21 protein-coding genes, 2 tRNA genes and 1 riboswitch are annotated in these 24674 nt (G+C 63.6%); of the genes, 9 read left to right on the top strand and 14 right to left on the bottom strand.

Annotation, left to right across the window (positions count from 1 at the left end; translation table 11 throughout):
• Positions 1–35: 35 nt before the first annotated feature.
• Positions 36–884, bottom strand: coding sequence for a phage holin family protein (locus ACR30Z_RS19835; protein ID WP_144652113.1), 849 nt, complete (start codon positions 882–884; stop codon positions 36–38).
• A 172-nt stretch (positions 885–1056) separates the two neighbouring features.
• Between ACR30Z_RS19835 and ACR30Z_RS19830 the strand changes: the two genes are divergently transcribed.
• From ACR30Z_RS19830 to ACR30Z_RS19810, 5 genes are all read left to right on the top strand, one after another.
• Positions 1057–2286, top strand: a complete 1230-nt coding sequence (locus ACR30Z_RS19830) for a multidrug effflux MFS transporter (protein ID WP_144652112.1) — start codon at positions 1057–1059, stop codon at positions 2284–2286.
• Between the two features lie 55 nt (positions 2287–2341).
• Entirely contained in the window at positions 2342–2521 is a 180-nt protein-coding gene (locus ACR30Z_RS19825) for a glycine zipper domain-containing protein (protein ID WP_144652111.1), read from the top strand.
• Positions 2522–2643: 122 nt separating this feature from the next.
• Positions 2644–5142 carry a bifunctional lysylphosphatidylglycerol flippase/synthetase MprF gene (locus tag ACR30Z_RS19820; RefSeq protein ID WP_434374369.1) on the top strand — a complete coding sequence of 833 codons (2499 nt, stop codon included), beginning with the start codon at positions 2644–2646 and terminating at the stop codon, positions 5140–5142.
• Positions 5143–5164: 22 nt separating this feature from the next.
• Entirely contained in the window at positions 5165–6448 is a 1284-nt protein-coding gene (locus tag ACR30Z_RS19815; RefSeq protein ID WP_434374368.1) for an alpha/beta hydrolase, read from the top strand.
• 44 nt (positions 6449–6492) lie between these two features.
• Complete coding sequence (locus tag ACR30Z_RS19810) at positions 6493–6900, top strand: hypothetical protein (protein ID WP_144652108.1); 408 nt, start codon at positions 6493–6495, stop codon at positions 6898–6900.
• A 49-nt stretch (positions 6901–6949) separates the two neighbouring features.
• Here the strand turns inward: ACR30Z_RS19810 and ACR30Z_RS19805 are convergent.
• The 10 genes from ACR30Z_RS19805 to ACR30Z_RS19760 all read right to left on the bottom strand — a co-directional run bounded on the left by ACR30Z_RS19805 (position 6950) and on the right by ACR30Z_RS19760 (position 18364).
• Positions 6950–7022 (bottom strand) — tRNA-Asn (locus ACR30Z_RS19805).
• Positions 7023–7138: 116 nt separating this feature from the next.
• Positions 7139–7211 (bottom strand) — tRNA-Asn (locus ACR30Z_RS19800).
• A gap of 53 nt (positions 7212–7264) precedes the next feature.
• A complete protein-coding gene (dnaG, locus tag ACR30Z_RS19795; protein WP_434374367.1) occupies positions 7265–9136 on the bottom strand; it encodes a DNA primase in 1872 nt (623 codons plus the stop codon).
• Positions 9137–9153: 17 nt separating this feature from the next.
• Positions 9154–10470: a deoxyguanosinetriphosphate triphosphohydrolase gene (locus tag ACR30Z_RS19790; RefSeq protein ID WP_144652106.1), complete on the bottom strand. Its 1317-nt coding sequence runs from the start codon at positions 10468–10470 to the stop codon at positions 9154–9156.
• A 64-nt stretch (positions 10471–10534) separates the two neighbouring features.
• Positions 10535–11716 (bottom strand): tRNA dihydrouridine synthase DusB, encoded by a 1182-nt coding sequence (dusB, locus tag ACR30Z_RS19785; RefSeq protein ID WP_144652105.1) that lies wholly within the window; start codon positions 11714–11716, stop codon positions 10535–10537.
• Between the two features lie 56 nt (positions 11717–11772).
• Positions 11773–13242 carry a YibE/F family protein gene (locus ACR30Z_RS19780; RefSeq protein ID WP_434374366.1) on the bottom strand — a complete coding sequence of 490 codons (1470 nt, stop codon included), beginning with the start codon at positions 13240–13242 and terminating at the stop codon, positions 11773–11775.
• Positions 13243–13296: 54 nt separating this feature from the next.
• On the bottom strand, positions 13297–14670 hold the full coding sequence (locus tag ACR30Z_RS19775; RefSeq protein ID WP_144652103.1) for an FAD-binding oxidoreductase: 1374 nt from the start codon (positions 14668–14670) through the stop codon (positions 13297–13299).
• Positions 14671–14897: 227 nt separating this feature from the next.
• Complete coding sequence (locus tag ACR30Z_RS19770; RefSeq protein ID WP_434374365.1) at positions 14898–15860, bottom strand: GNAT family N-acetyltransferase; 963 nt, start codon at positions 15858–15860, stop codon at positions 14898–14900.
• A 2-nt stretch (positions 15861–15862) separates the two neighbouring features.
• Entirely contained in the window at positions 15863–17248 is a 1386-nt protein-coding gene (locus tag ACR30Z_RS19765; protein ID WP_144652101.1) for a glycine--tRNA ligase, read from the bottom strand.
• A 111-nt stretch (positions 17249–17359) separates the two neighbouring features.
• The gene (locus ACR30Z_RS19760; protein ID WP_434374364.1) at positions 17360–18364 is read right to left on the bottom strand and encodes a DMT family transporter; all 1005 of its coding nucleotides are present in this window, start codon (positions 18362–18364) and stop codon (positions 17360–17362) included.
• Positions 18365–18387: 23 nt separating this feature from the next.
• Between ACR30Z_RS19760 and ACR30Z_RS19755 the strand changes: the two genes are divergently transcribed.
• Complete coding sequence (locus ACR30Z_RS19755) at positions 18388–18615, top strand: RNA-binding S4 domain-containing protein (RefSeq protein WP_144652099.1); 228 nt, start codon at positions 18388–18390, stop codon at positions 18613–18615.
• Here ACR30Z_RS19755 and ACR30Z_RS19750 read toward each other — a convergent pair.
• Complete coding sequence (locus ACR30Z_RS19750) at positions 18612–19262, bottom strand: alpha/beta hydrolase (protein WP_434374363.1); 651 nt, start codon at positions 19260–19262, stop codon at positions 18612–18614. The genes ACR30Z_RS19755 and ACR30Z_RS19750 overlap by 4 nt on opposite strands.
• A gap of 70 nt (positions 19263–19332) precedes the next feature.
• Here ACR30Z_RS19750 and ACR30Z_RS19745 point away from each other — a divergent pair, with 70 nt between their 5' ends.
• The 3 genes from ACR30Z_RS19745 (at position 19333) to ACR30Z_RS19735 (ending at position 21897) form a co-directional block, all read left to right on the top strand.
• Positions 19333–20175, top strand: a complete 843-nt coding sequence (locus ACR30Z_RS19745; protein WP_144652097.1) for an SGNH/GDSL hydrolase family protein — start codon at positions 19333–19335, stop codon at positions 20173–20175.
• A gap of 29 nt (positions 20176–20204) precedes the next feature.
• Positions 20205–21368 carry a winged helix DNA-binding domain-containing protein gene (locus ACR30Z_RS19740; protein ID WP_434374362.1) on the top strand — a complete coding sequence of 388 codons (1164 nt, stop codon included), beginning with the start codon at positions 20205–20207 and terminating at the stop codon, positions 21366–21368.
• A 118-nt stretch (positions 21369–21486) separates the two neighbouring features.
• Positions 21487–21897, top strand: coding sequence for a hypothetical protein (locus tag ACR30Z_RS19735; protein WP_434374361.1), 411 nt, complete (start codon positions 21487–21489; stop codon positions 21895–21897).
• 3 nt (positions 21898–21900) lie between these two features.
• Here the strand turns inward: ACR30Z_RS19735 and metX are convergent, their stop codons facing one another.
• Positions 21901–23022 carry a homoserine O-acetyltransferase MetX gene (gene metX / locus ACR30Z_RS19730; RefSeq protein WP_434374360.1) on the bottom strand — a complete coding sequence of 374 codons (1122 nt, stop codon included), beginning with the start codon at positions 23020–23022 and terminating at the stop codon, positions 21901–21903.
• A 14-nt stretch (positions 23023–23036) separates the two neighbouring features.
• A riboswitch (SAM riboswitch) is annotated at positions 23037–23153 on the bottom strand.
• Between the two features lie 173 nt (positions 23154–23326).
• The gene (locus ACR30Z_RS19725) at positions 23327–24667 is read right to left on the bottom strand and encodes a bifunctional o-acetylhomoserine/o-acetylserine sulfhydrylase (RefSeq protein ID WP_434374359.1); all 1341 of its coding nucleotides are present in this window, start codon (positions 24665–24667) and stop codon (positions 23327–23329) included.
• Between the last annotated feature and the right edge of the window lie 7 nt (positions 24668–24674).

Genomic DNA, 24674 nt, shown 5'->3' with positions numbered 1-24674 from the left:
TCCTCGTCTTCTGTGTTTGGTACCGCAGATGGCTGCTACTTCTTCAGCAGCTTCCTCAGGGCAACCACGAAGACCACGGCGGCCGTGGCAAACGCTGCGAGGTCCTTCCAGCGGGCGGCAAGCCGTTCGGAAAGGCTGTCGGGTACGGAATCTCCGAGGTCTGCAAGCTTGGAGGCAGCGAATTCCTTGCCCTCCTGAAACTTGCCATTGGCGCTTTCCAGCAGGGCCTGGCCCTGCTTCTTGACGTCCAACTGCTCCCCAAGCTCGTCACGGACCCCGGTCAGGTGTTGGCGGCGCTTCTTCAGGCGCGAGCGAAGTTCAGCTTCCGTGGGGGCCTTGACGGCGTCGGCTTCCTTGGCCGCTTCCTTTGCGGCCTTCTCCGCCTTGGCCTTCTCCGCGGCGGCTTCCTTCTCAGCCTTGGCAGCCTTGGCGGCCGGCGAATTCGGATCCAGGATCGACTCGTCGAAGGCGGAGCCTTCCTTCGCTATGCCGAGATCGTGCTTGATGCCACGAATGGTGTCCTCGGGGACCAAGGGCATGGCCTTCTTGAACTTGGCGATGCCTATCAGCGAGGCGATGGCAACAATCAGCAGGAAGAACGCCGCAACGATGAGGGCTGCGAGCCAACCGGGCATGATGGTGGCCAGACCGAGGATCGCTGCCACGACCAGCGCAATCACGAGGAGTGCGAGGAAGACCAGTGCTACGCCGAAGAAGGCGCCGGCGATTCCCACCTGGGTGGCTTTGCGCTTGAGTTCCACCTTGGCCAAGGCGATTTCGTCGTTGATTTGGCGTGGAGCCAAGCGCGCAACGAGCTTGAGGGTCTTCGGCAAAGTACGAATGGCTGGTCCTTGACTGGTCCGGCCGGTGTGACGTCCACTCATGGGTTCCGCCTAACTGCTTCCTCTGGGCATCGTGTTGGGCGAACGCGGCGGAAAACGATCACCGCGGACACCTGTCCTCAAAGCTATCATTCAGGTTCCTGCTGAACTTTCGGGGCCGCACTGCGGCGCGCCTGTCATACGCCCAATAAATATGATCTGGGCCATAGGATAGATGATCGTGACCTCTCCCATTGCTCCGGGCGATTCTCTGAGCCGACGCGAAAAACTTGTCTACATTCTCCTGCTGGGCGCCTTGACGGCCCTGGGACCTTTCACCATCGATCTCTATCTCCCGGCGTTTCCTGCCTTGGAGGAAAGTTTCGATGTTTCGGCTGCGGCAATCCAGCTCACACTCACCGGTACTACTGTCGGCTTCGGCCTCGGCCAATTGGTGGTGGGGCCGTTCAGCGACAAGGTGGGCCGCCGCCTGCCTTTGATCCTGGCCACAGCCGTCCACATCGGCTCGTCGCTGGGAGCCGCCCTTGCCACGGACATCGGGATGCTCTCATTGTTCCGTGTGCTCATGGGCATCGGCGCGGCCGGTGGAGGCGTAGTGGCCATGGCCATGGTCCGTGACCTCTTCCACGGCTACTCCATGGTCCGCATGTTTTCCCGGATGTCGCTGGTCAACGGCCTTGCCCCCATCCTGGCTCCGGTGATCGGCTCGCAGCTGCTGCTGGCCTTCCCCTGGCCGGGCATCTTCTATTTCCTCGCAGGGTACGGCCTGCTGGTCATCCTCGCGTCCATTTTCTTCATCCGGGAGACACTCCCCGCCGAACAGCGGGGCAAGTCCACGGTCACAGTGGGCCAACGCTACAAAACTGTCCTGAGCGACCGGATCTTCGTGGGCATGGTCATGGTGGGAAGCCTAAATTTCGGTGGCCTTTTCGCCTACCTTTCGGCCTCAACTTTCCTGTTCCAGAACATCTACGGCTTTTCCCCGCAGGAATACGGCATCCTCTTCGGCATCAACTCCTTGGGCATCGTTGCAGGCGTGCAGATCAGCTCGCGCCTGATCCGCCGCGTGGCCCCGCAATGGATCGTGGCCGGCGCAACAGTCTTCATGCTGCTGATGGCCGCCCTCATCGTCATCCTGGACCTTTTGCACGTGGGGTTGTGGGGCATCCTCATTCCGTTGTGGTTCTACATCTGCGCCACCGGCTTCATGTTCCCCTGCGTTCAGGTGTTGTCCCTTGCGAACCACGGCGCCCAAGCCGGTACGGCAGCATCGCTGCTGGGTGCGTCCCAGTTCATGATGGCCGGGATCGTGCCGCCGGTGGTCGGTTGGCTGGGTGTCAGCTCCGCTGTCCCCATGGGCTCGGTGATGGCAGTCTGCATCACTGGCGCGATCGCCGCACTGTGGTTGGTTGTCCGGCCCCGGACCGTGCCGTCCATCCACTAGCCCCACCCAGCCGCCAGCGCCGCCGGCCCACAGGGAAAGCCCGTAGGCTGTGACCATGACCAAGAAACCGCACCGCAACGGCCGCGGCCTCTTCCTCGGCGCGTTGCTCGGCGCCGTCGCAGGCGCCCTTCTCGGCCGGGCGGCCGGGAGCGCCCTGTTTGGCGCGATTTTGGGTGCAGTTATTGGGGCTGCGGTGCTGTACCGAGTGAATCCGGGCCCCTGGAAACGGGACTAAGCAGCCCCCGGCGGCGGGCAGCCGCCGTCGTTAGTTTTGGAACCCTCCCCTTACGGCCTCCTGCAAGGCAGAATGGTGGCCAGCCGGGGTAACCGGTGCTTGACCGGTGAAGGGGACATCACATGAGCACGGCTATGGGATTTCGGGGCACTGTGCGCGGCTTGGCAACCGTTCGGAGGCTGCCGTTGACGCTGGCCCTGGTGGCTCTTTTGTGGCTCCTTGGTGTCACTACAGGGAGCCTGCTCGGCGGCCCCAGCGAAGGCCTCCTTGACCAGGTGGGCCTGGGCCTGGCGGTGGAGCCCGGGCCCTGGTGGTCCATCTTCACGTCATCATTCTTTGCCACCTCCCTGCTGGACTACCTCGCCTGCACGGCCGTGATCCTGGTGGGTGTCGGAATCGCCGAGCGCGTCCTGGGCCCGTGGCTCGCCCTCGCCGCTTTCGTGGTGGGCGCCGCGCTCAGTGCATTGGTGCTCGTTGCGCTGGTGGCCTATGGGACGGACAACAGCGACCAATGGCTGAGCTTCCTGGGCGGCGAGTACGTGGTGGGAGCCTATGGCGGCGCAGCCGCTGCCTTGGGATGCGCGACGGCGGCACTTGAGTCCCTGTGGCGACGGCGCCTGAGGACGTGGTTGCTGGCCGCCACGCTGATGTTCGCCCTGTTCGTGGGAGTAGCTCAAACTCTGCAGGCACTTGCCGGGGCCGTGATCGGCATGCTGGCGGGCTGGGCATTCCAGTCGCTGATCCGGCGCCGCCGGGCGGGCTCGCTCCACTCATCCAGCCTTCGGGAGACAAGGTTCCTCGTAGGCACCGTGGTGGGGGTCTTCGCCGTCGGCCCCTTGCTCACGCAGCTCACGGGGACGTGGGAAGTCGGGCCGCTCTCGGTCGTTTCCGAGGTCATGCTCCAGGCCAGCCCGGATGCGGACGAAGTCCAGGAAGCCTGCGGCAACGACAGGAACTGCGTCACGTTGCAGGGCATTGTTGGTGTGCAGAGTTTCGGTGCGGCGATTCTGACGCTGATTCCCGTACTCCTTCTGCTGGTGTGCGCCGAAGGGCTGCGGCGTGGCCGCCGCCTGGCATATCGCCTCACGCTTGTCATCCAGGTGTATTTGGCAGCGGTGACCGTACTTTCCATCCTGCAATACATCACTGATCCTGATGTCGCGTTGGGCGCTGACGACTTCGGATACCTGCTCTTGTACGCGGTCCCTGCAGTGCTGGCGCCCGTCATCATCGTGGCCTTGCTGCTGGCCAACCGGCATAAGTTCAGGGTGGAGTCGAGCGACGCGGGCTACCGCACCCTGGGACGGACATCCCTCATCCTGGCCGTCGCGGCTGTTGTCTTGTACGTGGTCTTTTGGTTCCTGGAAGGCAATCCGGGCAGGTCCACTTTGCTGGACCTCGCCGGGCAGCTGACGCACATCCTGGTGCCCTTCCCCGTACCTTTCGTCGTGGCGCTCCCGCAAGGACTGCTGAGCACCGTTCTCTATGGACTGGGCGGGGACGTCATTTGGCTGTGCATCCTGGTGCTGGTCCTGAACAACTTCCGTCGATTCCGGATGCTGGCCAGCGATCCGGCAGCGGATCTGGGCCACGCCCGGGAACTGCTCCACGATGGCGGCGGAACGTTGTCGTGGATGGCCCTCTGGGACAACAACCAGTACTGGTTCACGCCCGACCGCAAGGCTGGCGTTGCCTACCAGGTCCACAACGGAGTGGCCCTCACGGTGGCGGGGCCCTTCGGCGCCACTGAACACCATGCCGCCGCAGCCACAGGCTTCCTTGCCCACTGCGCCGGCCTGGGATTGACCCCTTGTTTCTACTCGGCCACTGCCGAGCTTGATGGGGCGCTGCTCCCCCAAGGCTTCCGAAAGCTGGAAGTGGCGGAAGAGACCCTCCTCAATGTCCAGGCCATGACCTTCAAAGGCAAGGAATGGCAGAACGTCCGTACGGCCCTGAACCGTGCCGACAAGCTGTCCATCAAGGACCACTGGTACCACTACCCGGATATGCCTCCCGGAATCAGGGCGCAACTCGCCGAGATCTCCGAAGAGTGGGTGGCTGACAAGGCGCTCCCCGAGATGGGTTTCACCTTGGGCGGCTTGAACGAACTGAAGGACCCCGAAGTGCTTTGCTGCGTAGCCGTGGACGACGACGGCTTGGTCCATGGGGTGACCAGCTGGCTGCCCGTATTCGGCAACGGTGTCATCTCCGGGTGGACCTTGGATTTCATGCGGCGTCGCACCACGGGCTTCAAGGGCGTCATGGAATTCCTCATCGCCTCTGCCGTGACCCACTTCAAGGAAGGAGTCCCCCACATTTCGCTGTCCGGTTCTCCCCTGGCCAATGCAGGGGCGGACGCTGCCGAGGGTGACCGCAGCACGCTGGACCGTGTTCTGGCGCTGCTGGGAAATGCGCTGGAACCCATGTACGGCTTCAAGTCCCTGGCAGCTTTTAAGTCACGGTTCCAACCGGAACACCGGACGTTGTACATGTACTACCAGGACCCTTTGGCACTGCCATCCATCGGTATTGCTGTGGGCTCCGCCTATCTGCCGGGGCTCTCGCCCGCCCAGAGCGCGGGCCTACTGCGGCAGATGGTAGCCAAGGAGCCGGCAGCATGACACCGGAGCGGGCGTCCCAGCCATGAACGACATCCTGAAGATCGAGATCAGCGGCCCGGTGGTCATGACGGCCGCGGCGATTATCGGCGTCGGGTTCTTCCTGGTGCTGTTCCTCAGGCCCTCAGCCCGCTGGGCGCTGACAGGAATCACGGCGATAGTGGTCTCGGCCCTGCTGGGTTGGTTGACAGTGTGGATCGTGGAAGACGTCATGGACGTCTTCCACGTGGGGCTCACCCCCCGCGTGTGGTTCTGGGCGATCACCTGCTTCGCGGCGGTGGGCTTGGCTTTGGTCAGCTTCCGCCACAGCCCGCGATGGCGGAAAGTAGTGGCTGCTGTCTCCATTCCCGTGTTCATCGTGGTTGCCGGGCTGGGCATCAATGCCGAGTTCGGACTGAACAAGACCTTGGGGTCGGCCTTCGGGATCTCCACGGAAGGGGCCATCCAACTCAGCAAACCGGACCCCGAGGCTTCCATTCCCGCGGGCCCCCTGTGGCAGAGCTGGAAACCACCGGCAAACATGCCAGCCAAGGGTGAGGTGGGCACCCAGGTCATTCCGGCCACGGCCTCAGGTTTCAACGCCCGCCCAGCTGGCATCTATCTGCCTCCGGCTGCCCTGGTGGACAATCCGCCCCGGTTGCCGTTGTTCGTCCTCATGATGGGACAGCCCGGCCTTCCCGACCCGCAATACGTCTCGGCGGCGTTGGATGAATTCGCGGCCAAAAACAACGGTTTAGCCCCCATCGCGATTGTCGCGGACCAGATCGGCCCTGACGAGAATGACAACCTCTGCCTGGACACCCCCAAATACGGCAACGTGGAAAAGTACATCAACCAGGATGTGGTGGACTGGGCCAAAGCCAACCTGAACATCCTCCCTGACCGCGAGCACTGGACAATAGCCGGATACTCCAACGGAGGACAGTGCGCCATCTCCTTTGCGGTCAAGCACCCCACAATGTGGGGCAACGTGGTGGACATCTCGGGCGAAGAATTCCCCGGCGCGGAAGATCCAGCGGGTAACCTCGCGGCGATCTTCGGCGGCAACCAAGCCGCTTACGACGCCCAGAAGCCCATCAACATCATGAAGGGGAAGCAGTTTCCGGACACTACGGCTGTTTTCACGGTGGGTTCCGACGACGTGACCTACGTAGCAGCCGCCAAGGCCGTCTCCGCAGCGGCACGTTCCGCGGGCATGAGTGTGACCTACTACGAGGTGCCCAATGGCGGACATGTCGGCATCGCCCTGAACGCGGGCCTGACCAAAGGCTTCGAGGTGCTCTACCCCAGGCTGGGCCTGTCCCGGTAGCACTTCCCCTTTTGCGGCCCACACGCGGGCGATAAAGTTGAGGTGTGCCACATTGGCAAGAGCTGCAGCCGCTTCCGGCACCCTGGCAGCGTCGGGATGACCGCATCCTGCCGCTGTGGTGGGACAGGCTGTGCTCAGTGACCAGCCCACAATCCGCAGCACTCTATGCCGCCGGACTCTTCACGGATGACAGGCGCAGGCCCATCGCCCAGTGGTACAACCCCGAGACGGACGCCGCCCTGTTGGTGGCGCCGGAAACCTCCCCTGAGTGGCCGGTTCAGCGATTCGGAATCTTCTACGCTCCGCCGGGTGGCGGTTTTACGCGCGTCTACTCGGCGCCCCATGAATGGCATCCCCGCGAACCCAGGACTCCGCCCACCGAGCAGGACTCATTCCTGGCGGCCGTTGCCGAAGCTGCGCGTTTCCTGCAAGTGGAGATGGATTTCGTCTAGGAAAAAAACGAACCCCGCACCGACGCTGAGCCGGTGCGGGGTTCTTGTGCTCCTCCGACTGGACTTGAACCAGTAACCCTTCGATTAACAGTCGAATGCTCTGCCAATTGAGCTACGGAGGAATGAAGCGGTTATGACTTTAGCAAAGGTTCTACCGGAATGCGAAATCGAGGCCACATACCCCCTGGGGGTATAAAAATACCCCCGTTCCGATTGCTCGGAACGGGGGTATTGTGCGCTCCTCCGACTGGACTTGAACCAGTAACCCTTCGATTAACAGTCGAATGCTCTGCCAATTGAGCTACGGAGGAATGAAGCGGTTACTAGCTTAACAGGGGCCCGCCGGAAAACGAAATCGAGGTTCTCAGCCGTCCGAACGCAAGGCCCGACGCTCCATTTCCAGCTGCATGAGCTCCCGGTTCAGCCTCTGGAACTCGTCAGGGTTGGAGGCAGCGTCCAGCCGCTGGAGCTGGCCCATCTTGTCCGCCTTGATCCGGGTGATCTGCAGTTCAAAGAGACGGGCCAGGATGTCGCGGCAGTAGCGCTGCATGGCCTCGGGAGTGCTGGCGGGCAGCGGGGTCACGGCAAGCTCGGACACCAAGGAGCGCAGCGGCTCAGGCACTTCCTGGCGAATCTGTTCCACCCAGGCCACGGGATCCGCCGCCTGGACGAGTCCTGAGGCCCGTATGGCCGCGTGGACGGCCGCGTAGGCGGGCGTGGCGAAGTGGGAGGCTTCGAAGCGTTCCCAGGCTCCGCCGCCCAGGACTGCGGGATCCTGAAGCACCACTTCGAGCGCCTGCCGCTCCATTCCGGCCACGGGGTCGCGCGGGTCGGGACGATGAAAAAGGGGACCGTTCGACGGCGGTGCTGCCGCCGTCGTGGGTTGTTCGGTTGCGCCACCGGCCGCGGCACGTTTGGCGGCCGCCCCGACGTAGCGGCTGACTTCCTCGATGGGCATCCCGAGCCAGCCGGCGAGTTCGCGGGTGTAGGCGGGGCGGATTCCGGAGTCCCGGATCTGCGCCACCACGGGTGCTGCCTCCCGCAGCGCTGCGACGCGTCCTTCCACGGTGTCCAGGTTGTGGCGGCGAAGGGAGGCCTTGATGGCGAATTCGAAGAGTGGCTTGCGGCTGCCGATGAGGTCCCGCACCGCAGAGTCGCCCTTCAGTTGGCGAAGGTCACAGGGATCCGCGCCGGAGGGCTCCACCGCCACGTAGGTCTGAGCGGTGAACCGTTGGTCTTCCTCGAAGGCCCTCAGCGCGGCCTTCTGGCCTGCGGCGTCGCCGTCGAAGGTGAAGACCACCTCGCCCCCGGTGCCGTCGTCGGAGAGCAGTCGCCGGGCGATCTTGATGTGCTCGGTACCGAAGGCAGTACCGCAGGTGGCTACCGCCGTCGTGACTCCTGCCAGGTGGCAGGCCATTACGTCCGTGTACCCCTCCACCACCACCAGCTGCCGTTCCTTGGCGATGTTCCGCTTGGCGATGTCGATCCCGTAGAGAACCTGTGACTTTTTGTAGAGCGTGGTTTCCGGGGTGTTCAGGTACTTGGGGCCTTGGTCGTCCTCGTAGAGCTTACGGGCGCCGAATCCGATGGTGTCCCCGGCGATGTCGCGGATGGGCCAGATGAGCCTCCCCCGGAAGCGGTCGTAGATGCCGCGGTTGCCTTCCGAGAACATGCCTGTGAGCTTCAGCTCCGCGTCCGTGAAGCCACGTCCGCGGAGGTGCTTCAGGAGCGCGTCCCAGCCTTGGGGGGCATAGCCGACGCCGAAATGCTCGGCAGCGGCGCGATCAAAGCCACGTCCGTCCAGGAAGTTCCGCCCCTCGGCAGCTCCCGGTGTCAGCAGTTGGGCGCGGAAGAACTCATCGGCGATCTTGTGGGCATCGAGCAGGCGCTGGCGCTTGCCCACTTCCTCGCGGCTGGGACCGGTTCCACCGTCCTCGTACCGAAGCTCGTAGCCGATCCTGGCGGCCAGCTTCTCGACGGCCTCATGGAAGGAGCTGTGGTCCATCTTCTGGACGAAGGAGATGGCGTCGCCGTCCTCGCCACAGCCGAAGCAGTGGTACCTGCCCACCTGCGGGCGGACGGTGAACGAGGGTGAGCGTTCGTCGTGGAAGGGGCACAGGCCCTTAAAGCTTCCCAGCCCGGCACCCTTGAGCGTGACGTAGCCGTCAACGACTTCCTTGATATCCGTGCGCTGGCGTACTTCATCGATATCTTCACGTTTTATCAAGCCAGCCACGTGACCATCCTAGTGGGTTACCACAGCGACGGCAGGCTGCCCACCAGGCGCTCGTACATGGCCAGCGCGGAGACATCGGTCAGCGATGCAACCTGGTCGATCACGACACGCAGCCGTGCACCGTCGTCGACGGCGTCCCTCCAGTCCGCCGCGAACATCGGCTCGAGGTGGCGGTCGCCGGAGGCGTTCAAGACACCCACCAACGCGTGCAGTACCTCGCGCTGGCGTTCGTAGACCGGTTGGCGGTGATCGGTGGAGATGACGAACGTGGTGGCCAGGCCCTTGAGGACGGCGATCTCAGTGACTGTGTCCTCCGGAACCATGAGCTCGGCGTCGTAACGGGTCAGGTTCGCCGGCCCGAAGTGATCCCTGGTGGTTTCCATCGCGCTCTGGCAGAACCTGCCGATCAACTGGCTGGTCATATCCTTCAGCGCCGCCATCGACTTCCGGCTGCCGTCGGCCTCACGGACCCAGACCTTGGTGGCTTCGAGCCTGGCCAGGGCAGCGTCAATCTCAGCGGGGTCGTTGTGCGGCAGGTACCACTGTTTGGTGTACCCCACCACGCGGGCGCGGTGGTCCGGGTTCTCCATCCACTTCAGCTGGAAATGGCCGGCGACGATCGCGTCCTCTACGTCGTGGACGGAGTAGGAAATATCGTCGGCAAGGTCCATCACCTGAGCCTCAATGCAGGACCTGTTACCGGGAGCGCCTTCACGCAGCCACTCAAACACCGGAAGATCGTCTTCGTACGCACCAAACTTGCTGGTGCGGTGGCCATGGATCACGGGGGCGTCGACGGCGGACCACGGGTATTTGGACGCGGCGTCAAGGCTGGCGCGGGTCAGGTTGAGCCCCGCGGGCCGGCCGTCCTCGGCGAGCACCTTGGGTTCCAGCCGGGTCAGCAACCGCAGGGTCTGGGCATTTCCTTCGAAGCCGCCGATGGTGTGCGCGACTTCGTTCAGCGCGGACTCACCGTTGTGGCCGAAGGGTGGGTGGCCGAGGTCGTGGCTCAGGCACGCGGTGTCAACGACGTCGGGGTCGCAGCCCAGTGAACGGCCGAGCTCGCGCCCCACTTGGGCCACCTCAAGGCTGTGGGTGAGCCGGGTGCGGACAAAGTCGTCGGTGTCCGGGGCTACTACCTGCGTTTTGGCACCCAGCCTGCGCAACGCTGAGGAATGCAGGACCCTGGCCCGGTCCCGTTCAAAATCCGAGCGATAGTTGCTCTTGCGGGGCTCTTCGACCCACCGCGCGGAATCAGCCTCGACGTAACCGGGGATGGCCAGCACAAAATCGTGAGCCGTCCCGTTCTGGCCAAGTATCGCTTCGGTTCCCATGGGTATCTGCCTCCTTCAAGCGCCGGGGTGTGGAGCTTCTTGAGTCAGTCTTACACGTGTGCGGCTAGCCGCCCGAAACGTCCAACTCCGCTGCGGAGATTTCCGCGCTCTGTTCAGCGTTCAGCTGACGGCTCACCAGCCAATCCTTGGGCAATGCGGGCTTCTTGGGCGAGCCGGCGCGGCCGCGGGGACCTTCGGAATCGACTCCCGGGTATGGCGAGTCCATGTCCAGTTCATCAAGGTATTCGCGCAGCACCTCGAGGGTGGGCACCGTGGCCAGCTTGGCCCGAAGCTCTCCACCCACCACGTAGCCCTTGAAGTACCAGGCCATGTGCTTACGGATTTCGCGCAATGCCTTGTATTCGTCGTTGCCGAAGGTCTCCACCATCAGCTCGGCGTGACGATAGACGCCCTCAGCCACTTCACGCAATCCCGGGCGGTGCCGCTGGTCGCTGCCTTCGAAGGCTGCCTGGAGATCACCAAAAAGCCAGGGCCGGCCCTGGCAGCCACGGCCCACCACCACGCCGTCCACGCCTGTTTCGCGCACCATACGGACTGCGTCCTCTGCAGACCAAATATCGCCGTTGCCCAGCACCGGGATATCGGGCAAGGCTTCACGGAGGCGGGCAATGGCGGACCAGTCGGCCTGGCCGGAATAGAACTGCGCGGCCGTGCGTCCGTGGAGGGCGACGGCGGCCACGCCTGCGTCGCGGGCGATGCGTCCGGCGTCGAGGTACGTCAGGTGGTCCTCGTCGATGCCCTTACGCATCTTGATGGTTAGCGGGATGCCGCCCTTGGAGGCCTCTTTGACCGCTGTATTGACGATGGACGTAAAAAGGTCGATCTTCCACGGTAGCGCTGAACCACCACCGCGCCGGGTGACTTTGGGCACGGGGCAGCCGAAGTTGAGGTCGATGTGATCAGCCCGGTCCTCTTCGACGAGCATCCGCACTGCGGCGCCCACAGTCACCGGATCCACGCCGTAGAGCTGGACGGAGCGGACCTTCTCGTCCTCATCGTGCGAGATGATGCGCAACGATTCGGGTGTCCGCTCCACCAAGGCACGCGACGTCACCATCTCCGCCACGTACATACCACCGCCGTATTCACGGCAGAGCCTGCGGAAGGCTGAGTTGGTGATGCCGGCCATGGGGGCAAGGATCACCGGGGTGTCCACGGTGATCCCACCGAGCTTCAACGGCGGGAGCTCAAGCTTTGGTGCGGGGGGCGTTGCTACAACAGTCACCCATCCATTGTTGCAAATCCGGGCAAATCCGCTGGCATCGGGCCGAAACCCGGTGTTCAGTCAGTCCCGGCTGTCCCCCGCCGCTCCGCTTCCCGTTGGGCGCGCCGGCTGCCTGGCCGCACCGGTTTGCCGGGCGCGTCAAGGCGGGTATCGGCGTCGTGCTTGTCATGCGGATCGGAACCCACGACGGCGGCCGCAGCTGCCAGCGCGCCCGTGTCGTTGAGCTCGTCGGCACTGACGGACGGTCCACCCGATGCGGCCAGGCGCTTCATGCCCGTCGCCTTGACCACCAGGACGGCAATGAGAGTCGTCACCGGAATGGCAAGGACGAGTCCGATGGAGCCCACCAGGGTACGGATGACTTCCTCGGACAACTCGGCGCTGGTCAGCGCTTCATCGAGCGGGCGGTCATAGAGCATCACGATGATGAGGATCGGCAGGGCGGCGCCGGCGTAGGCGAAGGCGATGGTGTACACGGTGGAGGCGATGTGGTCCCGGCCGATCCGCATTGCCGAGGAGAACAGCTTCCTGGCGCTCGTGGTGGGCGCGAGCTCGTAGAGTTCCCACACAGCAGAGGACTGGGTGATGGTGACGTCGTTGAGAACGCCCAGGCCGGAAATAATGAGTCCGCAGAGGATGATCCCGGAGATCGAGATCTGGGGTGACATGTTCACCAGGGTGGACGCATCGTGGTTGCCTACGCCTGCAAGGTTGGCTGCGTCAGTAGCCCACGCTGCCAGCAACGCCGTGATACCGAGCCCAAATATAGTGCCCAGCAAGGCCGTGGAGGTTCGCGCCGAGAATCCGTGCGCGAAGTAGAGGACCCCGATCATGATCACGGTAGACCCCACCAACGCCAGCAGCAGCGGCGGTTTTCCCTCCACCAAGCCGGGCAGGATGAAACTGACCAGGACAAAGTAGGCACCCACCAGGCCAAGGAGCGCCCTGAAACCACGCCAGCGGGCCACCGCGATGACCACCGCCGCGTACAGCACAGCCAGGAGGGCGATGGGAATGCTGCGGACAAAGTCAACGAAAACGTATGCCGGCGCGCCGCTGCCGGCGTTGGCGCCCTGGACAGCGGAGAGGTTCAGATACCGGATGGAGTCCCCGACGTCCACACCATGGGACATGGCGACGTCAGGGTTGATGACCACCTTGACCACGTCCCCGCCCTTGTCGGGTTCTGTGAAGGCGAACGTGCACTGGGATCCGGCGCCCTGGCTATTCTGGCCTGGGTCCGCCTGTCCGGTGTTGGATTGTCCGGTTTGAGTGCAGCTTTCCACCACCACGCTCTGGATCCGCCCAGTATCGAAGGTGACCCCGGGGGCGGCCTGGTAGGGACTCGAGAATGAGATTCCCTCCCGGCTGCCCGAGGGCCACATGACCAGCATGGCCACTATGGTGAGCACGCCCAGCGGGACCAGGACCGCCGCCAGCAGCCAATTGGCCCTCTTGCGCGAAGCCAGTGCCTGCGGTGTTGGCTCGGAACCTTCAGAATGACCGTGGGAGTGACCGTGGCCCATCAGCAGCAAAACCTCATGCGATAACCCTACGCGGGAAGGCAGAGGTCTCCCGACTCAGTCGGGCGCGATGTTCTGGTTGACGCGGAAGAGGTTTCCGGGATCGTACTTGGCTTTGATGGCCACCAGCCTCTCCCAATTGGGTCCGTAGTTGTCCGCCACACGATTCTGGTCCTCAGAGTCCATGAAGTTGATATATCCACCTGCTTCCGAATGCGGAGCAAGGGCCGCTGCGTACCCGCGGGCCCACGCGATGTTCGCTTCGTTATCCGCCGGGTCCACCCACTGCGTGGCGATGACCGGCGAGAACTTCATGTCGCGATGGGCAAAAGCGGTGTCTTGGACCCCTACCCGGGACACGGCTCCGTCAATGGGATAGACATGCACCGAGGTGTTGACGCTGGTGACGGTAGCGCCGTATTCGGCATGCGCCGCAATGGCACCGTCATTGAGGTCACGCAGGAAGTTGGCCTTCCAGTACCCCTGCATGCCTTTCTGGTTGAGTCCGTCGAACGCCACATTCAAGGCCGGATAGGGCATGGGGCCCACCATGGAACCCGCTACCGGAGCAGCGTCCAGGAACGGCTGCCAGCGTGCCTCGCCTTCGGCCGGATCGCCAGTCCACATTCCCACCACCACGCAGACTGATTTGCCGTGCCATTCCTCGGGAAGGAAAGGTACGGGCGGCCCTTGATGGAAGCCGAGGAAAGCCCCGAATTCTTCGGGCGCGGAGGCAATGTAGTCCCGGTAGAAGCGGGCCACTGCCGGAATGTTCTCTGCGCCATAGATGATGATCCCTGCGTAGACCATGTCCACGGGGTGAAGTTGGAACTCCAGGGACGTCACCACGCCGAAGTTGCCGCCGCCTCCGCGGATCGCCCAGAACAGGTCTTCATTGCGTTCTTCGCTGGCGATGAGGAAATTGCCGTCTGCCGTCACGACATCCGCTGAGACCAGATTGTCGCAGGAGAGGCCGTACTTCCTGGTCAAGTAACCGATCCCGCCGCCCAAAGTCAGTCCCGCGACACCAGTGGAACCTACGATCCCTCCGGTGGTTGCGAGTCCGAAAGCGTGGGTCGCGTGGTTGAAGTCGGCCCACGTGGTGCCCGCCTCAGCCCGGGCCGTGCGCTTTTCAGGGTCAACCCTTACGCCCGTGCGACGAACGAAGTCCAGCACCAAGGCATCGTCCCAGGTACCGAAACCAGGCGCACTGTGACCACCGCCCCGGATTGCCAGGGGCATGGCATTCTCGCGGGCGAAGTTCACGCCGGCAATGACATCGGAGACCTGCCCGACGCGGACGATGCCTGCGGGCCGTTTGTCCACCATGGCATTGAAGACAGCGCGGGCCGCGTCATAGTCAGGGTCTTCAGGAGTGATGAGTTGTCCGCGCAATTGTTCCCGCAGCCCGTCGAGGGCTATTTGGTTCATGTGATTTACCACCGATACAGACGAGAGACCGATCTGTTCCTCACGTGGCCTCCCTCCAGCGGTGGCAGCGTGGGGGTTTACTCCGATAGGCCTACTCCTGCCTCCGGGCACCGTCAATCATTTTTATTTACCAGGAGGTTCGCAGAGCGGCAGCGGTCCTTAACGCAGAGATCCTGCCGTCCGCACCAGTGTGCGGAAGGCAGGATCTTGACCTGCGGGGACAGTGGTCAGTCACTCACTATCAACGTGTCAGCGCCCCGAACGTGTGCTTTGCCGGATTCCAGCAAGGGCTCAAGGACTGCGCGCAAGGCCGTCATGGAATCATCGACTTCCAACAGCACGGGGTGCTGGTAGGCGATCAGTGCCAACAGGTCCCGTACGGCAAAGGCAGCGTCCGCGGCGGACAGCTCGGGATCGTGGCCCAGGAAGACATCCGACGGCTCATCGGAATTGCCTTGGGCGTAGCTGATGGCGAACGCCTGGATCTTGCCTTTTCGGCTCGCCGGAACACCCTCGCCAAAAGCGCTGGCTTTGGGCGCGCGCAGCACGATAGCGCCGTGCGCACCGGTGAGGTCGTGCAGGAACAGGCGCTGCACGGTAGCTATGCTGAGCTCCCCCGGGCTGTCCCAGTGGTGGACGTGGGAGTAGTACTTACCAACAACGTCGCTGAGCTCAACGGAGCCTGTGGCCAGGTCCTCCACCCGCTCTGAGGCTGCTTCCTCGGAACCGTCCCCAAAACGCGGCAACGTCAGCGGCTCGGGTTCCACCACCACCAACTGCGAACGCTGGATGGGGGCAAGTCCCGCGGCCGCGGCAAAGGCCGCACCGGCAGTCTCCGGCTCAACTTTGCTGCGGAGCTTGGAAACGCCCGACGGCGAGTTCCCGGCTTCGCGGCGAAGCATCGTCAGGAGGGTGGCACCTACGCCGCTGCGGCGATGATCCTTGGCAACCTCGATGTAGGCCCACAGGCGTTCCGGGTGCAGGGAAGCCTCGTGGACCACGCCTGCGGCAACGGGAATCCGCACTCCGTCGACTACGTCCTCGGCCACGATGCATCGTCGCCACGGCTGGTTGCTCGACGGCGCCAAGGCGGCACGGAACTGCTCAGCGGGAAGAGTCTCCGGGCCACCCCAGATCTCCAGGAGGGCGAGGTCGTCGCCTTCCTTCCACTCACGGTATTCCAAAGCCACGATCAGGCGCCGATCAGGCGTGCTGCCAGGTAGCCCTCAACCTTGTCCAGGGAAACGCGTTCCTGGCTCATGGTGTCGCGCTCACGGATGGTTACGGCCTGGTCTTCGAGGGTGTCGAAGTCCACGGTGATGCAGAACGGGGTACCGATCTCGTCCTGGCGACGGTAGCGGCGGCCGATGGCGCCGGCGTCGTCGAAGTCGATGTTCCAGTTCTTGCGCAGCTGCGCGCCCAGTGCCTTCGCCTTCGGGGACAGGTCCTCGTTACGGCTCAGTGGCAGCACCGCTGCCTTGACCGGGGCCAGGCGCGGATCCAGCTTCAGCACGGTGCGGACATCGACGCCGCCCTTGGCGTTGGGGGCCTCATCCTCGGTGTAGGCGTCAATCAAGAACGCCATGAAGGATCGGGTAAGGCCTGCGGCAGGTTCGATCACGTACGGCGTGTAGCGCTCGTTGGTGGCCTGGTTGAAGTAGCTCAGGTCCGTGCCGGACGCTTTGGCGTGCGTGGAAAGATCGAAGTCCGTGCGGTTGGCGATGCCCTCGAGCTCGCCCCACTCGGAGCCCTGGAAACCGAAGCGGTATTCGATGTCCGTGGTGCCCTTGGAGTAGTGGCTGAGCTTCTCCAGGGGGTGCTCGAAGAAACGCAGGTTGTCTTCACGGATCCCAAGGTCCGTGTACCAGGACATGCGTTCCTTCATCCAGTACTGGTGCCAGTCCTCGTCCGTGCCCGGCTCGACGAAGAATTCCATCTCCATCTGTTCGAACTCGCGGGTGCGGAAGATGAAGTTGCCCGGGGTGATCTCATTGCGGAAGGACTTGCCGATCTGGCCGATGCCGAACGGCGGCTTCTTCCGGGACGTGGTGAGCACGTTGTTGAAGTTCACAAAGATGCCCTGTGCCGTTTCGGGGCGCAGGTAGTGCATGCCTTCGTCGCTGGCTACAGGGCCAAGGAAGGTCTTCAGGAGGCCGGAGAATTCCTGCGGTTCGGTCCACTGACCACGCGTGCCGCAGTTGGCACAGGCGATGTCCTTCAGGCCGTTTTCTGCCGGGCGGCCCTTCTTTTCCTCGTACTCTTCCTCGAGGTGGTCGGCACGGTAGCGCTTGTGGCAGGAGAGGCACTCAACCAGGGGATCGGAAAAGACCTCCACGTGGCCGGACGCTTCCCATACCTGGCGGGGAAGGATGACCGAGGAATCCAGGCCCACCACATCTTCACGGCCGCGGACCATGCTCTGCCACCACTGGCGCTTGATGTTTTCCTTCAGCTCCGCACCGAGGGGACCGTAGTCCCATGCGGAACGGGAGCCACCATAGATTTCACCGGCCTGGAAGACAAAGCCCCTCCGCTTGGAGAGGGAAATGACCTGGTCAAGGACGGATTTTGCTGCCATGGGTACTCCATTTGTTCTACAGGGCCGCTGGGTGCGGTCCGCGGTGGTTTGCCCCGATTTCCGGACGATGTTGTCCGGCGGGGTTGTGAGGGAAATTTACTGCCTCCTACCCTACCGGCCTTTCGCCGCACCCCTCCGTGCGAATGCCCCCCTGGGCCACGGCAAGGTGGCCACGATGATCGCGGCCAGGGTGAGGATGGTCCCCAGCACCGTGGGCAAGGCGACCACCGTGCCGGGGCTGGGGATCACGACGTCGAGCACCAGCGAGCCAACCAGTTGGCCGGCAATCATGCCCAGGCCGGTAATCAGGACGCCGAGGCTGCGGACCAGCAATGCTGCCAGGCCGATGAAGAGGCAGCCCATGGGGCCACCGAGGTAGTACCACCACTCGGCCGGAAGCGGATTGCCCGGTCCCGCAACGGCGAGCTTGATCAGCCACGCAATCCACAGGATGGTGGAACCGGCAATGAAGTTGACCAGCGTGGCCGCCACCGGCGTCCCATAATGAACGGTGGCGGTTCCGTTCATGGCTTGTTGGAAGCTCATGAGGAAGCCTGCGGCAAGCGGCAGGAGGACGGGCAGCACCAGCGAGGCGATGTCGGCGTCTCCGCCGAACCGTGGCGAAACGGCCCAGGCGACGGCGGTCACGGTCAGGACGCTGCCGAGGACCCTGACCCCCGTGATGGCACGGCGGCCACCGGGTCCGATGCCCATGCGGTCAACGAGCAAGCCGCTCAACGTCTGTCCCGTCACCGCGGCCACAGTGAACAGCGCGACCCCCAGCAGGGCAACGGTGAAGGATTGCGCGAAGACGAACAACGCACCGATGGCACCGGCCAGGACATAGAAGCGGGGAAAGCTGCGGTTCCGGACTGCGGGGATGATCCGCTGGAGTCCGGCCCTGCCCTTGGGCGTTGCCAACGAAATCGCACTGATCAGCACCAGGCCTGTGGTGAAGCTCACCACAGCGGCCGCGATGCCGTCGTCGAGTTTGGCACCGAGGGCCCCGTTGATCCTTCCTTGAAGCGGGATGACCAAGCCCGTTGCTACTGCAATGGGGAGGCCAACGGCAAGCGGAAGGGCGGAACGGGGAGAAGGCTGCGGCACCGTCACCACACTACTTCAGGCATCATTGCTGTATGAGCAACCCCGAAATCGAAGAGATCCCCATCCGCGACGACATGATCCGCCTGGGCCAGCTGCTGAAGCTTGCCAACCTCGTGGAGGACGGCGTTGAAGCCACGGAGCTCATCAAGAACGGCTTGGTCAAGGTCAATGACGAGATCGACGAGCGCCGCGGCCGCCAACTCCACGCCGGCGATACCGTGACCGTCAACGGGCAGACGGTCCGGATCACCGCAGCCTAGTCAGTCAGTACTTTGTGGGTGAGGAACTCGCCCACGTGCCCGATCTCCTGCTGGTTGATGCCGTGCCACATCCCTGTGTAAAGCACCTTGGTGAGGTCCACGTGCTTGCGCACCCAGCCCATGGTGTAGTCGATCTTGTCGGGAGTGATCACGGGATCCTGCTGGTCCCTGCCCCAGAACATCGGCACGGAACCGTCCAGTTCGTCATCCCGGAAGGCGGCGTCAGTGCCGGCGTCGATCACAAAGCCTGAAAGCCCGACGACGGCAGCGAAGTCCGCGGGACGGTACCGGAGCATGGTGGTGGCCATGGCCATGCCCATGGAGAAGCCAAGAAGCGTAACCGAGGAATGGTTGGCCTTTACCGTGTCCAGCCATTCCAGGGCGTACTCGGCGGCAAGCTTCACGGCGTCGATGGAGTAGTCGATGGACGCGGTGAGCGGGAACCACGTAAAGCCCGGGCCCATGGGCATCGGGGCGCGGAGCGCTGCCACCACGAAGCCGTCAGGCAGCAGGCCGGCCAGGCTGAAGAGATCGTCCTCGTTGGATCCGTAGCCGTGCAGCAGGACCAGGAGGGGCTTGCCGGCGCGTTCGGCTTCGTCGTGGGACCAGAGGACAACAGGTGCTGGAAAAGCGGGGGCTTCAGTCATGCCTCCATTCTTGCAGTTACCCGTAAGTAACAACCTACGGTGGCGTAGGTCGACCCTCTGGGGGCAGGATATGAGCGTGAGTGAGAACAATCATTTAGTGAAACCGGGCGAACCCGCCCAAAAGCACCCGTGGAGCCGTTACGTGGCGTTGGGTGATTCGTTCACGGAAGGCATCGGCGATCCCGAACCTGCCAATCCCGGCGGTTACCGTGGCTGGGCGGACCGTGTCGCTGAGGAGCTGGGCCGTGGGCACGATGATTTCGCCTACGCCAACCTTGCCATTCGCGGCCGATTGCTGCAGCAGATCGTCGATGAGCAGGTGGGCCCGTGCCTGGAGCTGCAACCTGACCTCGTGTCCATTTCTGCCGGCGGCAACGACCTCATCCGCCCGGGCGGCGATCCCGACCTGCTGGCGGAGAAACTCGACGTCGCGGTGGGAGACCTAAGTTCGGGCGGCGCCACCGTGGTGCTCTTCAACGGTCCGGACACAGCAGCTTCGGTGCTGGGCCGGATCCGGGGCAAAGTGGCCATTTACAACGAGAACCTCAGGACCGTAGCTGCGCGTCACGACGCCATCATTGCGGACATGTGGTCCCTGCGGCAGTTGGCGGACTCGCAGATGTGGGATGCCGACCGGCTGCACTTCTCGCCCCTGGGCCATCACACCATTGCCATGATGGTCCTGGACGCTTTGAACGTCCACCACACTTTGGAGCCCCTGATGCCCAAGGCCCTTCCTCCGCGGACGTGGCGCGAAGCCCGGTCCTCCGACTTGGTCTGGGCACGCGAGTACTTTGTCCCGTGGGTCATCCGCCGCCTGAGGCACCAGTCCTCCGGCGACGGCATCACGCCAAAACGCCCGACGCCGGGACCAGTCTTCGGGCCCAGCGGCACCTTGCTGCCGCGCCGCTAGGGTGATGTCCATGTGTTGGGTGGGCCACCATGGCGGATAACGGTTCACTTCAGGCGGAGGCTGTTCGACGACTCCGCCTGAGGCGGCAGCAATTACGGGCTCCCTTGGCCGGCAGCGCGGGGGACGTGGTCCGGAATCTTCTGGCGGTCCAATCACAGGAGTTTCCCTATGCGCGTTGGACCCTGGCACAAAGGACCGTGGACAGCACGTCCGCAGAAGTTGAGCAAGCCGTAGCCGACGGAACCATCCTGCGCACCCATATCCTCAGGCCCACCTGGCACTTTGTGCACCAGGACGATCTTGGCTGGCTGATGGGGTTGTCCGGGGAACGACTCCACCAGGGAAACAAAGGCATGTACCGCCAGACCGGCATCGACGCGGAAGCAGCCGCACGCAGTGGTGGCCTGCTTGCCGAGGCCGTGGCCGGCGGCGCCCATAAAACGCGCGAGGAACTGGCCGAGGTTTTGGGCCAGGCCGGTTTTCCCAGCAAGGGACTTGGCTTCATCTACCACCTTATGCACGCGGAAATCAGCCGGATCATTGTGAGTGGCTCCCCCGTCCGTTCGGCCGGTGGGGCTTTGAAACAAACGTATGCATTGTTCGAGGAGCGCGTTCCCCATTACACTGCGGGGCCCCTCACCGGCGGGGACCGCGAACACGCGCTGGGTCAGTTGGCGCTCCGCTATTTCAGCAGCCGCGGTCCCGCCACGGTCAAGGACTGCGCAGCGTGGTCCGGCCTCACCATGAAGGATGTGAAACTCGGCATCCACGTGGCCGGTGAACTGTCACCCGGAGCTTTGGAGTCCGCACATCTTGATGGCCTGGACTTCCAACTGGCTGCTGGGGAGCTGGAGGAACTGGAGGAACTGGGCAAGGCAGCTGAGCCGGCCGAAGGTTCAGAGCTCCCCCGGGTGGACCTCATCCAGTGCTATGACGAATACGTCATGGGCTATTCCCAGTCCCGGCACTACCTTGGCGGAACAGCGCCCTACTTCCCAGAGGACAACGGACCCATGCACGTGGTCCTGCTGGACGGCAGGCTGGCTGGTTGGTGGCGCCATGGATTCTCCGGTGGCGTGTGCGAACTCGATGTCCGCATGAACCGTCCGGCAACGCCGGAAGAGCAGCTTGCCGTGGAGGCCGAGGGGGACCGCTACGGACGATTCCTGGACATGGATACCAAGCTGGTGTGACGGCGCAGGGTTGATTTCAGATGCCGGGGTTGATTTCAGGTGCCAGGGTTGATTTCAGGTGCCGGGGTTGATTCCAGATGCAGGGCTAAGCTGGGAGAAGACCTAGGAGGCCTGCACTGTGAACAATCTGATCTTCTGGATCATCGTCTGCTCGTGGCTGATTCCCTTGGGGATCCGCATGTACAACCGGTCCAAGGCGCGTCGGCTCCAGGATGGGAACTTCCGCGGCCATGGATACCCGCAGCAGAATTTGCCTGGCCCGGCCTACCCGCCCCAGGGCTACCCTGATCCGAACTATCCTGGGCAAAACCACCCCGGGTACCCATCCGAGCCAACCGTCATCCGACCTGCGGATGTGACGCCCCAGGCCGGACCGCCGTCGGCCCCCTCCTCCCCCGCGCCGTTCCCCAGCAACGAGCCGCAAGGGTATCGGGCAAAGCGACTGGCCGAGCTTGATGCCAAATTCAGCAACGGCGAGATCGCCATGGAGGATTACATGAAGCAGCGCGGCGAGATCATGAACGGCTGAGGCCTAGGCGAAAAAAGCCTGTCGAAGCTGTGCCGAGAGCTGCCCGATTTCCGTGAGGAAGCCGTCGTGTCCAATCGGGGCCTCAATGACGTGGACCGGGACGTCCCCCGGCAGCGCAGCAGCCAGCTCCCGCGACTGGGCCGGGAAGTAGAGCCTGTCGCTGTCCACGGCCGCCACGAAGAATTCCGCTGTGGCCCGGGACAGTGACTCATGGAGCGAGCCACGGCCACGGGTGACGTCGTGCGACATCAGGGCCTCGGTGATGGCGATGTAGCTGTTGGCGTCGAAGCGTCGCACCAGCTTGGTTCCCTGGTGGTCCAGGTAGCTTTCCACTTGGTATCGGCCGCGCTCCCCCAGAACGGCAGCGGCGAGCGGTGTCTCCTGGTGCTGGGCTTCCCTGCCGAAACGGAAGTCCAATTCCAGCGCCGAGCGGTAGGTGATATGGGCGATCCGTCGGGCCAAAGCCAGCCCGTGCTCGGGGGCAGTGCCACCGTAGTAATCACCGTTGTTGAAGTGCGGATCCTGCCGGATGGCCAGGGTCTGGGCCTGGGCGAAAGCAATCTGCTCGGCAGTGCTGTAGGCGCCCACGGAAATGACGGCGCAGCGCTTCACCCGTTCGGGGAACGTCACAGCCCACTCAAGGGCCCTGGCTCCGCCCATGGAACCGCCCAGCACAGCGTGCCAGGCGTCGATGCCCAAGGCATCGGCGAGCCGCGCTTCAGCCTCAGTGCTGTCGCGCAGGGTGATCAGCGGGAACCGGGAACCCCAGGGCTTGCCGTCCGGCGCCTCGGAGGACGGGCCGGTGCTTCCGTAGCAGCCGCCCACGATGTTGATGGAGACTACGAAGAACCGGTCTGTGTCGATAGTGGCACCCGGTCCAACGAGCTGCTCCCACCAGCCTTCTTCGTCTGTGGCTCCACGGGCAACATGCGTGCTGCCGGTCAGCGCATGCTGGATCAGCACTGCATTGGAAGCATCCGCGTTCAGTCGGCCCCACGTTTCATAACCCAGCACGACATTCGGCAGGAAGCCCCCTGCTTCAAGTTCCAGCGGCCCTATGCCGGCGTACTTGACCGTTCCGTCGTGTTCTTCCGAAGTGGAAATGGCTGTGGCAGTAATGGTCATTCCTTTGACACCTATCCTCGCGCTTGCCTGTCGCCTTGCGTGCGAACAGGCCAGGTCTTCACCCGGGGCACCCCGCCGCGGAGGAGGGTTGCCGGCCAGCAAGCCGGGGCTGTGTGCTGGCACTCATGACCTAATACGAAGAGTCTAGGAAAAACAGGGCGGTTCTGGCGAAGAATATGACAACAGTGTGACGATTTGGGGCTACTTCGTTCACCAACATGCACCTTGGACTGCCGCCCGGCGAATATTCGTCGGCGCGGACGGCAGCCCACGGAAGCTGTCAGGCCAGGCCCGAAACGTGGTGTCAGGCGCCCTTGGCCGCCCGGAACCCTGCTTCGAGGTCAGCGATGATGTCATCGACGTGCTCGATGCCCACGGACAAACGCACCAGGCCAGGATTCACCCCTGCGGCGATCTGCTGCTCGACCGTGAGCTGGCTGTGCGTAGTGGACGCCGGGTGGATGACCAGGGAGCGGACATCGCCGATGTTGGCAACATGGGAGTGCAACTCCAGTCCGTCAACGAAGCGCTTGCCGGCCTCCACTCCGCCCTTGATGTTGAACGCAACGATGGCGCCGGTGCCGTTGGGACCATACTTCCGGCCACGGTCGTACCAGGGGCTCGACGGCAGGCCCGCATAGGCGACCGATTCGACGTCGTGGTGGGCTTCAAGCCACTCCGCCACCTTGGTGGCGTTGGCAACGTGACGTTCCACGCGCAGGCTCAAGGTCTCCAGGCCCTGGGCGATGAGGAAGGCATTGAACGGAGACACCGCCGAGCCAAGGTCCCGGAGCAACTGGACGCGGGCCTTCAGGATGTAGGAAAGGTTGGCACCGAGCGCGCCGTCCTTGCCCAGGTCGCGGGCGTAAACGAGCCCGTTGTAGCTGGGGTCCGGGGTGTTGAAGCCGGGGAACCGCTCCGGGTCCTTGCCGAAATCGAAGTTGCCGGAATCCACAATCACGCCCGCGATCGCCGAACCGTGGCCGCCGAGGTACTTGGTGGCGGAGTGGACCACAATGTCGGCACCCCACTCGATGGGACGAATCAGATACGGAGTGGACAGTGTGTTGTCGACAATGAGGGGAACTCCGGACTCGTGTGCGACGCGGGCGATGCCCTCAATGTCCAGCACGTCCTGGCGCGGGTTGGAGACGACCTCGCCGAAGAACAGCTTGGTGTTGGGCTGGACGGCGTCACGCCACTGGTCCAGGTTGTCCGGGTCCTCCACGAAGGTGACGGCGATCCCGAACTTCTTGAGGGTGTGCGCCAGCAGGTTGTACGTTCCGCCGTAGAGGCTGGGGCTGGCCACGATGTGGTCCCCGGCCTCCGCGATGTTCAGGATGGCGAACGTCTCCGCAGCCTGTCCCGAACTGAGCAGGAGGGCGCCCAGACCACCTTCGAGGCTGGCCACGCGCTGCTCCACTGCATCCTGCGTCGGGTTGCCGATCCGCGTGTAGATCGGCGCGAGCTCAGCGAGTGCGAACCGGTTGGCGGCGCTCTCCGCGCTCGGGAACACAAAGGACGTGGTTTGGTAGATCGGCAGTGACCGCGCTCCCGTGGCAGCGTCCGGTTCCTGGCCTGCGTGGATCTGGCGGGTTTCGAAAGACCATCCTTGGGACATGGAGTTCTCCTGTTCGTGGCGCATATGATCG

This window comes from Paenarthrobacter sp. FR1 (assembly GCF_051106045.1).
Classification (GTDB): domain Bacteria; phylum Actinomycetota; class Actinomycetes; order Actinomycetales; family Micrococcaceae; genus Arthrobacter; species Arthrobacter nitroguajacolicus_A.
Note: the sequence above shows the minus strand (reverse complement) of the source record. Positions and strands in the feature narration are given on the sequence as shown.

What these genes read in the sequence shown, in the direction of transcription:
- ACR30Z_RS19815 (WP_434374368.1), top strand. Translation starts at nt 5,165, where the DNA reads ATGAACGACATCCTGAAGATCGAGATCAGCGGCCCGGTGGTCATGACG.
- ACR30Z_RS19775 (WP_144652103.1), bottom strand. Translation starts at nt 14,670, where the DNA reads ATGAACCAAATAGCCCTCGACGGGCTGCGGGAACAATTGCGCGGACAA.
- ACR30Z_RS19780 (WP_434374366.1), bottom strand. Translation starts at nt 13,242, where the DNA reads ATGGGCCACGGTCACTCCCACGGTCATTCTGAAGGTTCCGAGCCAACA.
- ACR30Z_RS19830 (WP_144652112.1), top strand. Translation starts at nt 1,057, where the DNA reads ATGATCGTGACCTCTCCCATTGCTCCGGGCGATTCTCTGAGCCGACGC.
- metX (WP_434374360.1), bottom strand. Translation starts at nt 23,022, where the DNA reads ATGACCATTACTGCCACAGCCATTTCCACTTCGGAAGAACACGACGGA.
- ACR30Z_RS19755 (WP_144652099.1), top strand. Translation starts at nt 18,388, where the DNA reads ATGAGCAACCCCGAAATCGAAGAGATCCCCATCCGCGACGACATGATC.
- ACR30Z_RS19725 (WP_434374359.1), bottom strand. Translation starts at nt 24,667, where the DNA reads ATGCGCCACGAACAGGAGAACTCCATGTCCCAAGGATGGTCTTTCGAA.
- ACR30Z_RS19835 (WP_144652113.1), bottom strand. Translation starts at nt 884, where the DNA reads ATGAGTGGACGTCACACCGGCCGGACCAGTCAAGGACCAGCCATTCGT.
- ACR30Z_RS19745 (WP_144652097.1), top strand. Translation starts at nt 19,333, where the DNA reads ATGAGCGTGAGTGAGAACAATCATTTAGTGAAACCGGGCGAACCCGCC.
- ACR30Z_RS19825 (WP_144652111.1), top strand. Translation starts at nt 2,342, where the DNA reads ATGACCAAGAAACCGCACCGCAACGGCCGCGGCCTCTTCCTCGGCGCG.
- ACR30Z_RS19790 (WP_144652106.1), bottom strand. Translation starts at nt 10,470, where the DNA reads ATGGGAACCGAAGCGATACTTGGCCAGAACGGGACGGCTCACGATTTT.
- ACR30Z_RS19740 (WP_434374362.1), top strand. Translation starts at nt 20,205, where the DNA reads ATGGCGGATAACGGTTCACTTCAGGCGGAGGCTGTTCGACGACTCCGC.
- ACR30Z_RS19765 (WP_144652101.1), bottom strand. Translation starts at nt 17,248, where the DNA reads ATGGCAGCAAAATCCGTCCTTGACCAGGTCATTTCCCTCTCCAAGCGG.
- ACR30Z_RS19820 (WP_434374369.1), top strand. Translation starts at nt 2,644, where the DNA reads ATGAGCACGGCTATGGGATTTCGGGGCACTGTGCGCGGCTTGGCAACC.
- ACR30Z_RS19750 (WP_434374363.1), bottom strand. Translation starts at nt 19,262, where the DNA reads ATGACTGAAGCCCCCGCTTTTCCAGCACCTGTTGTCCTCTGGTCCCAC.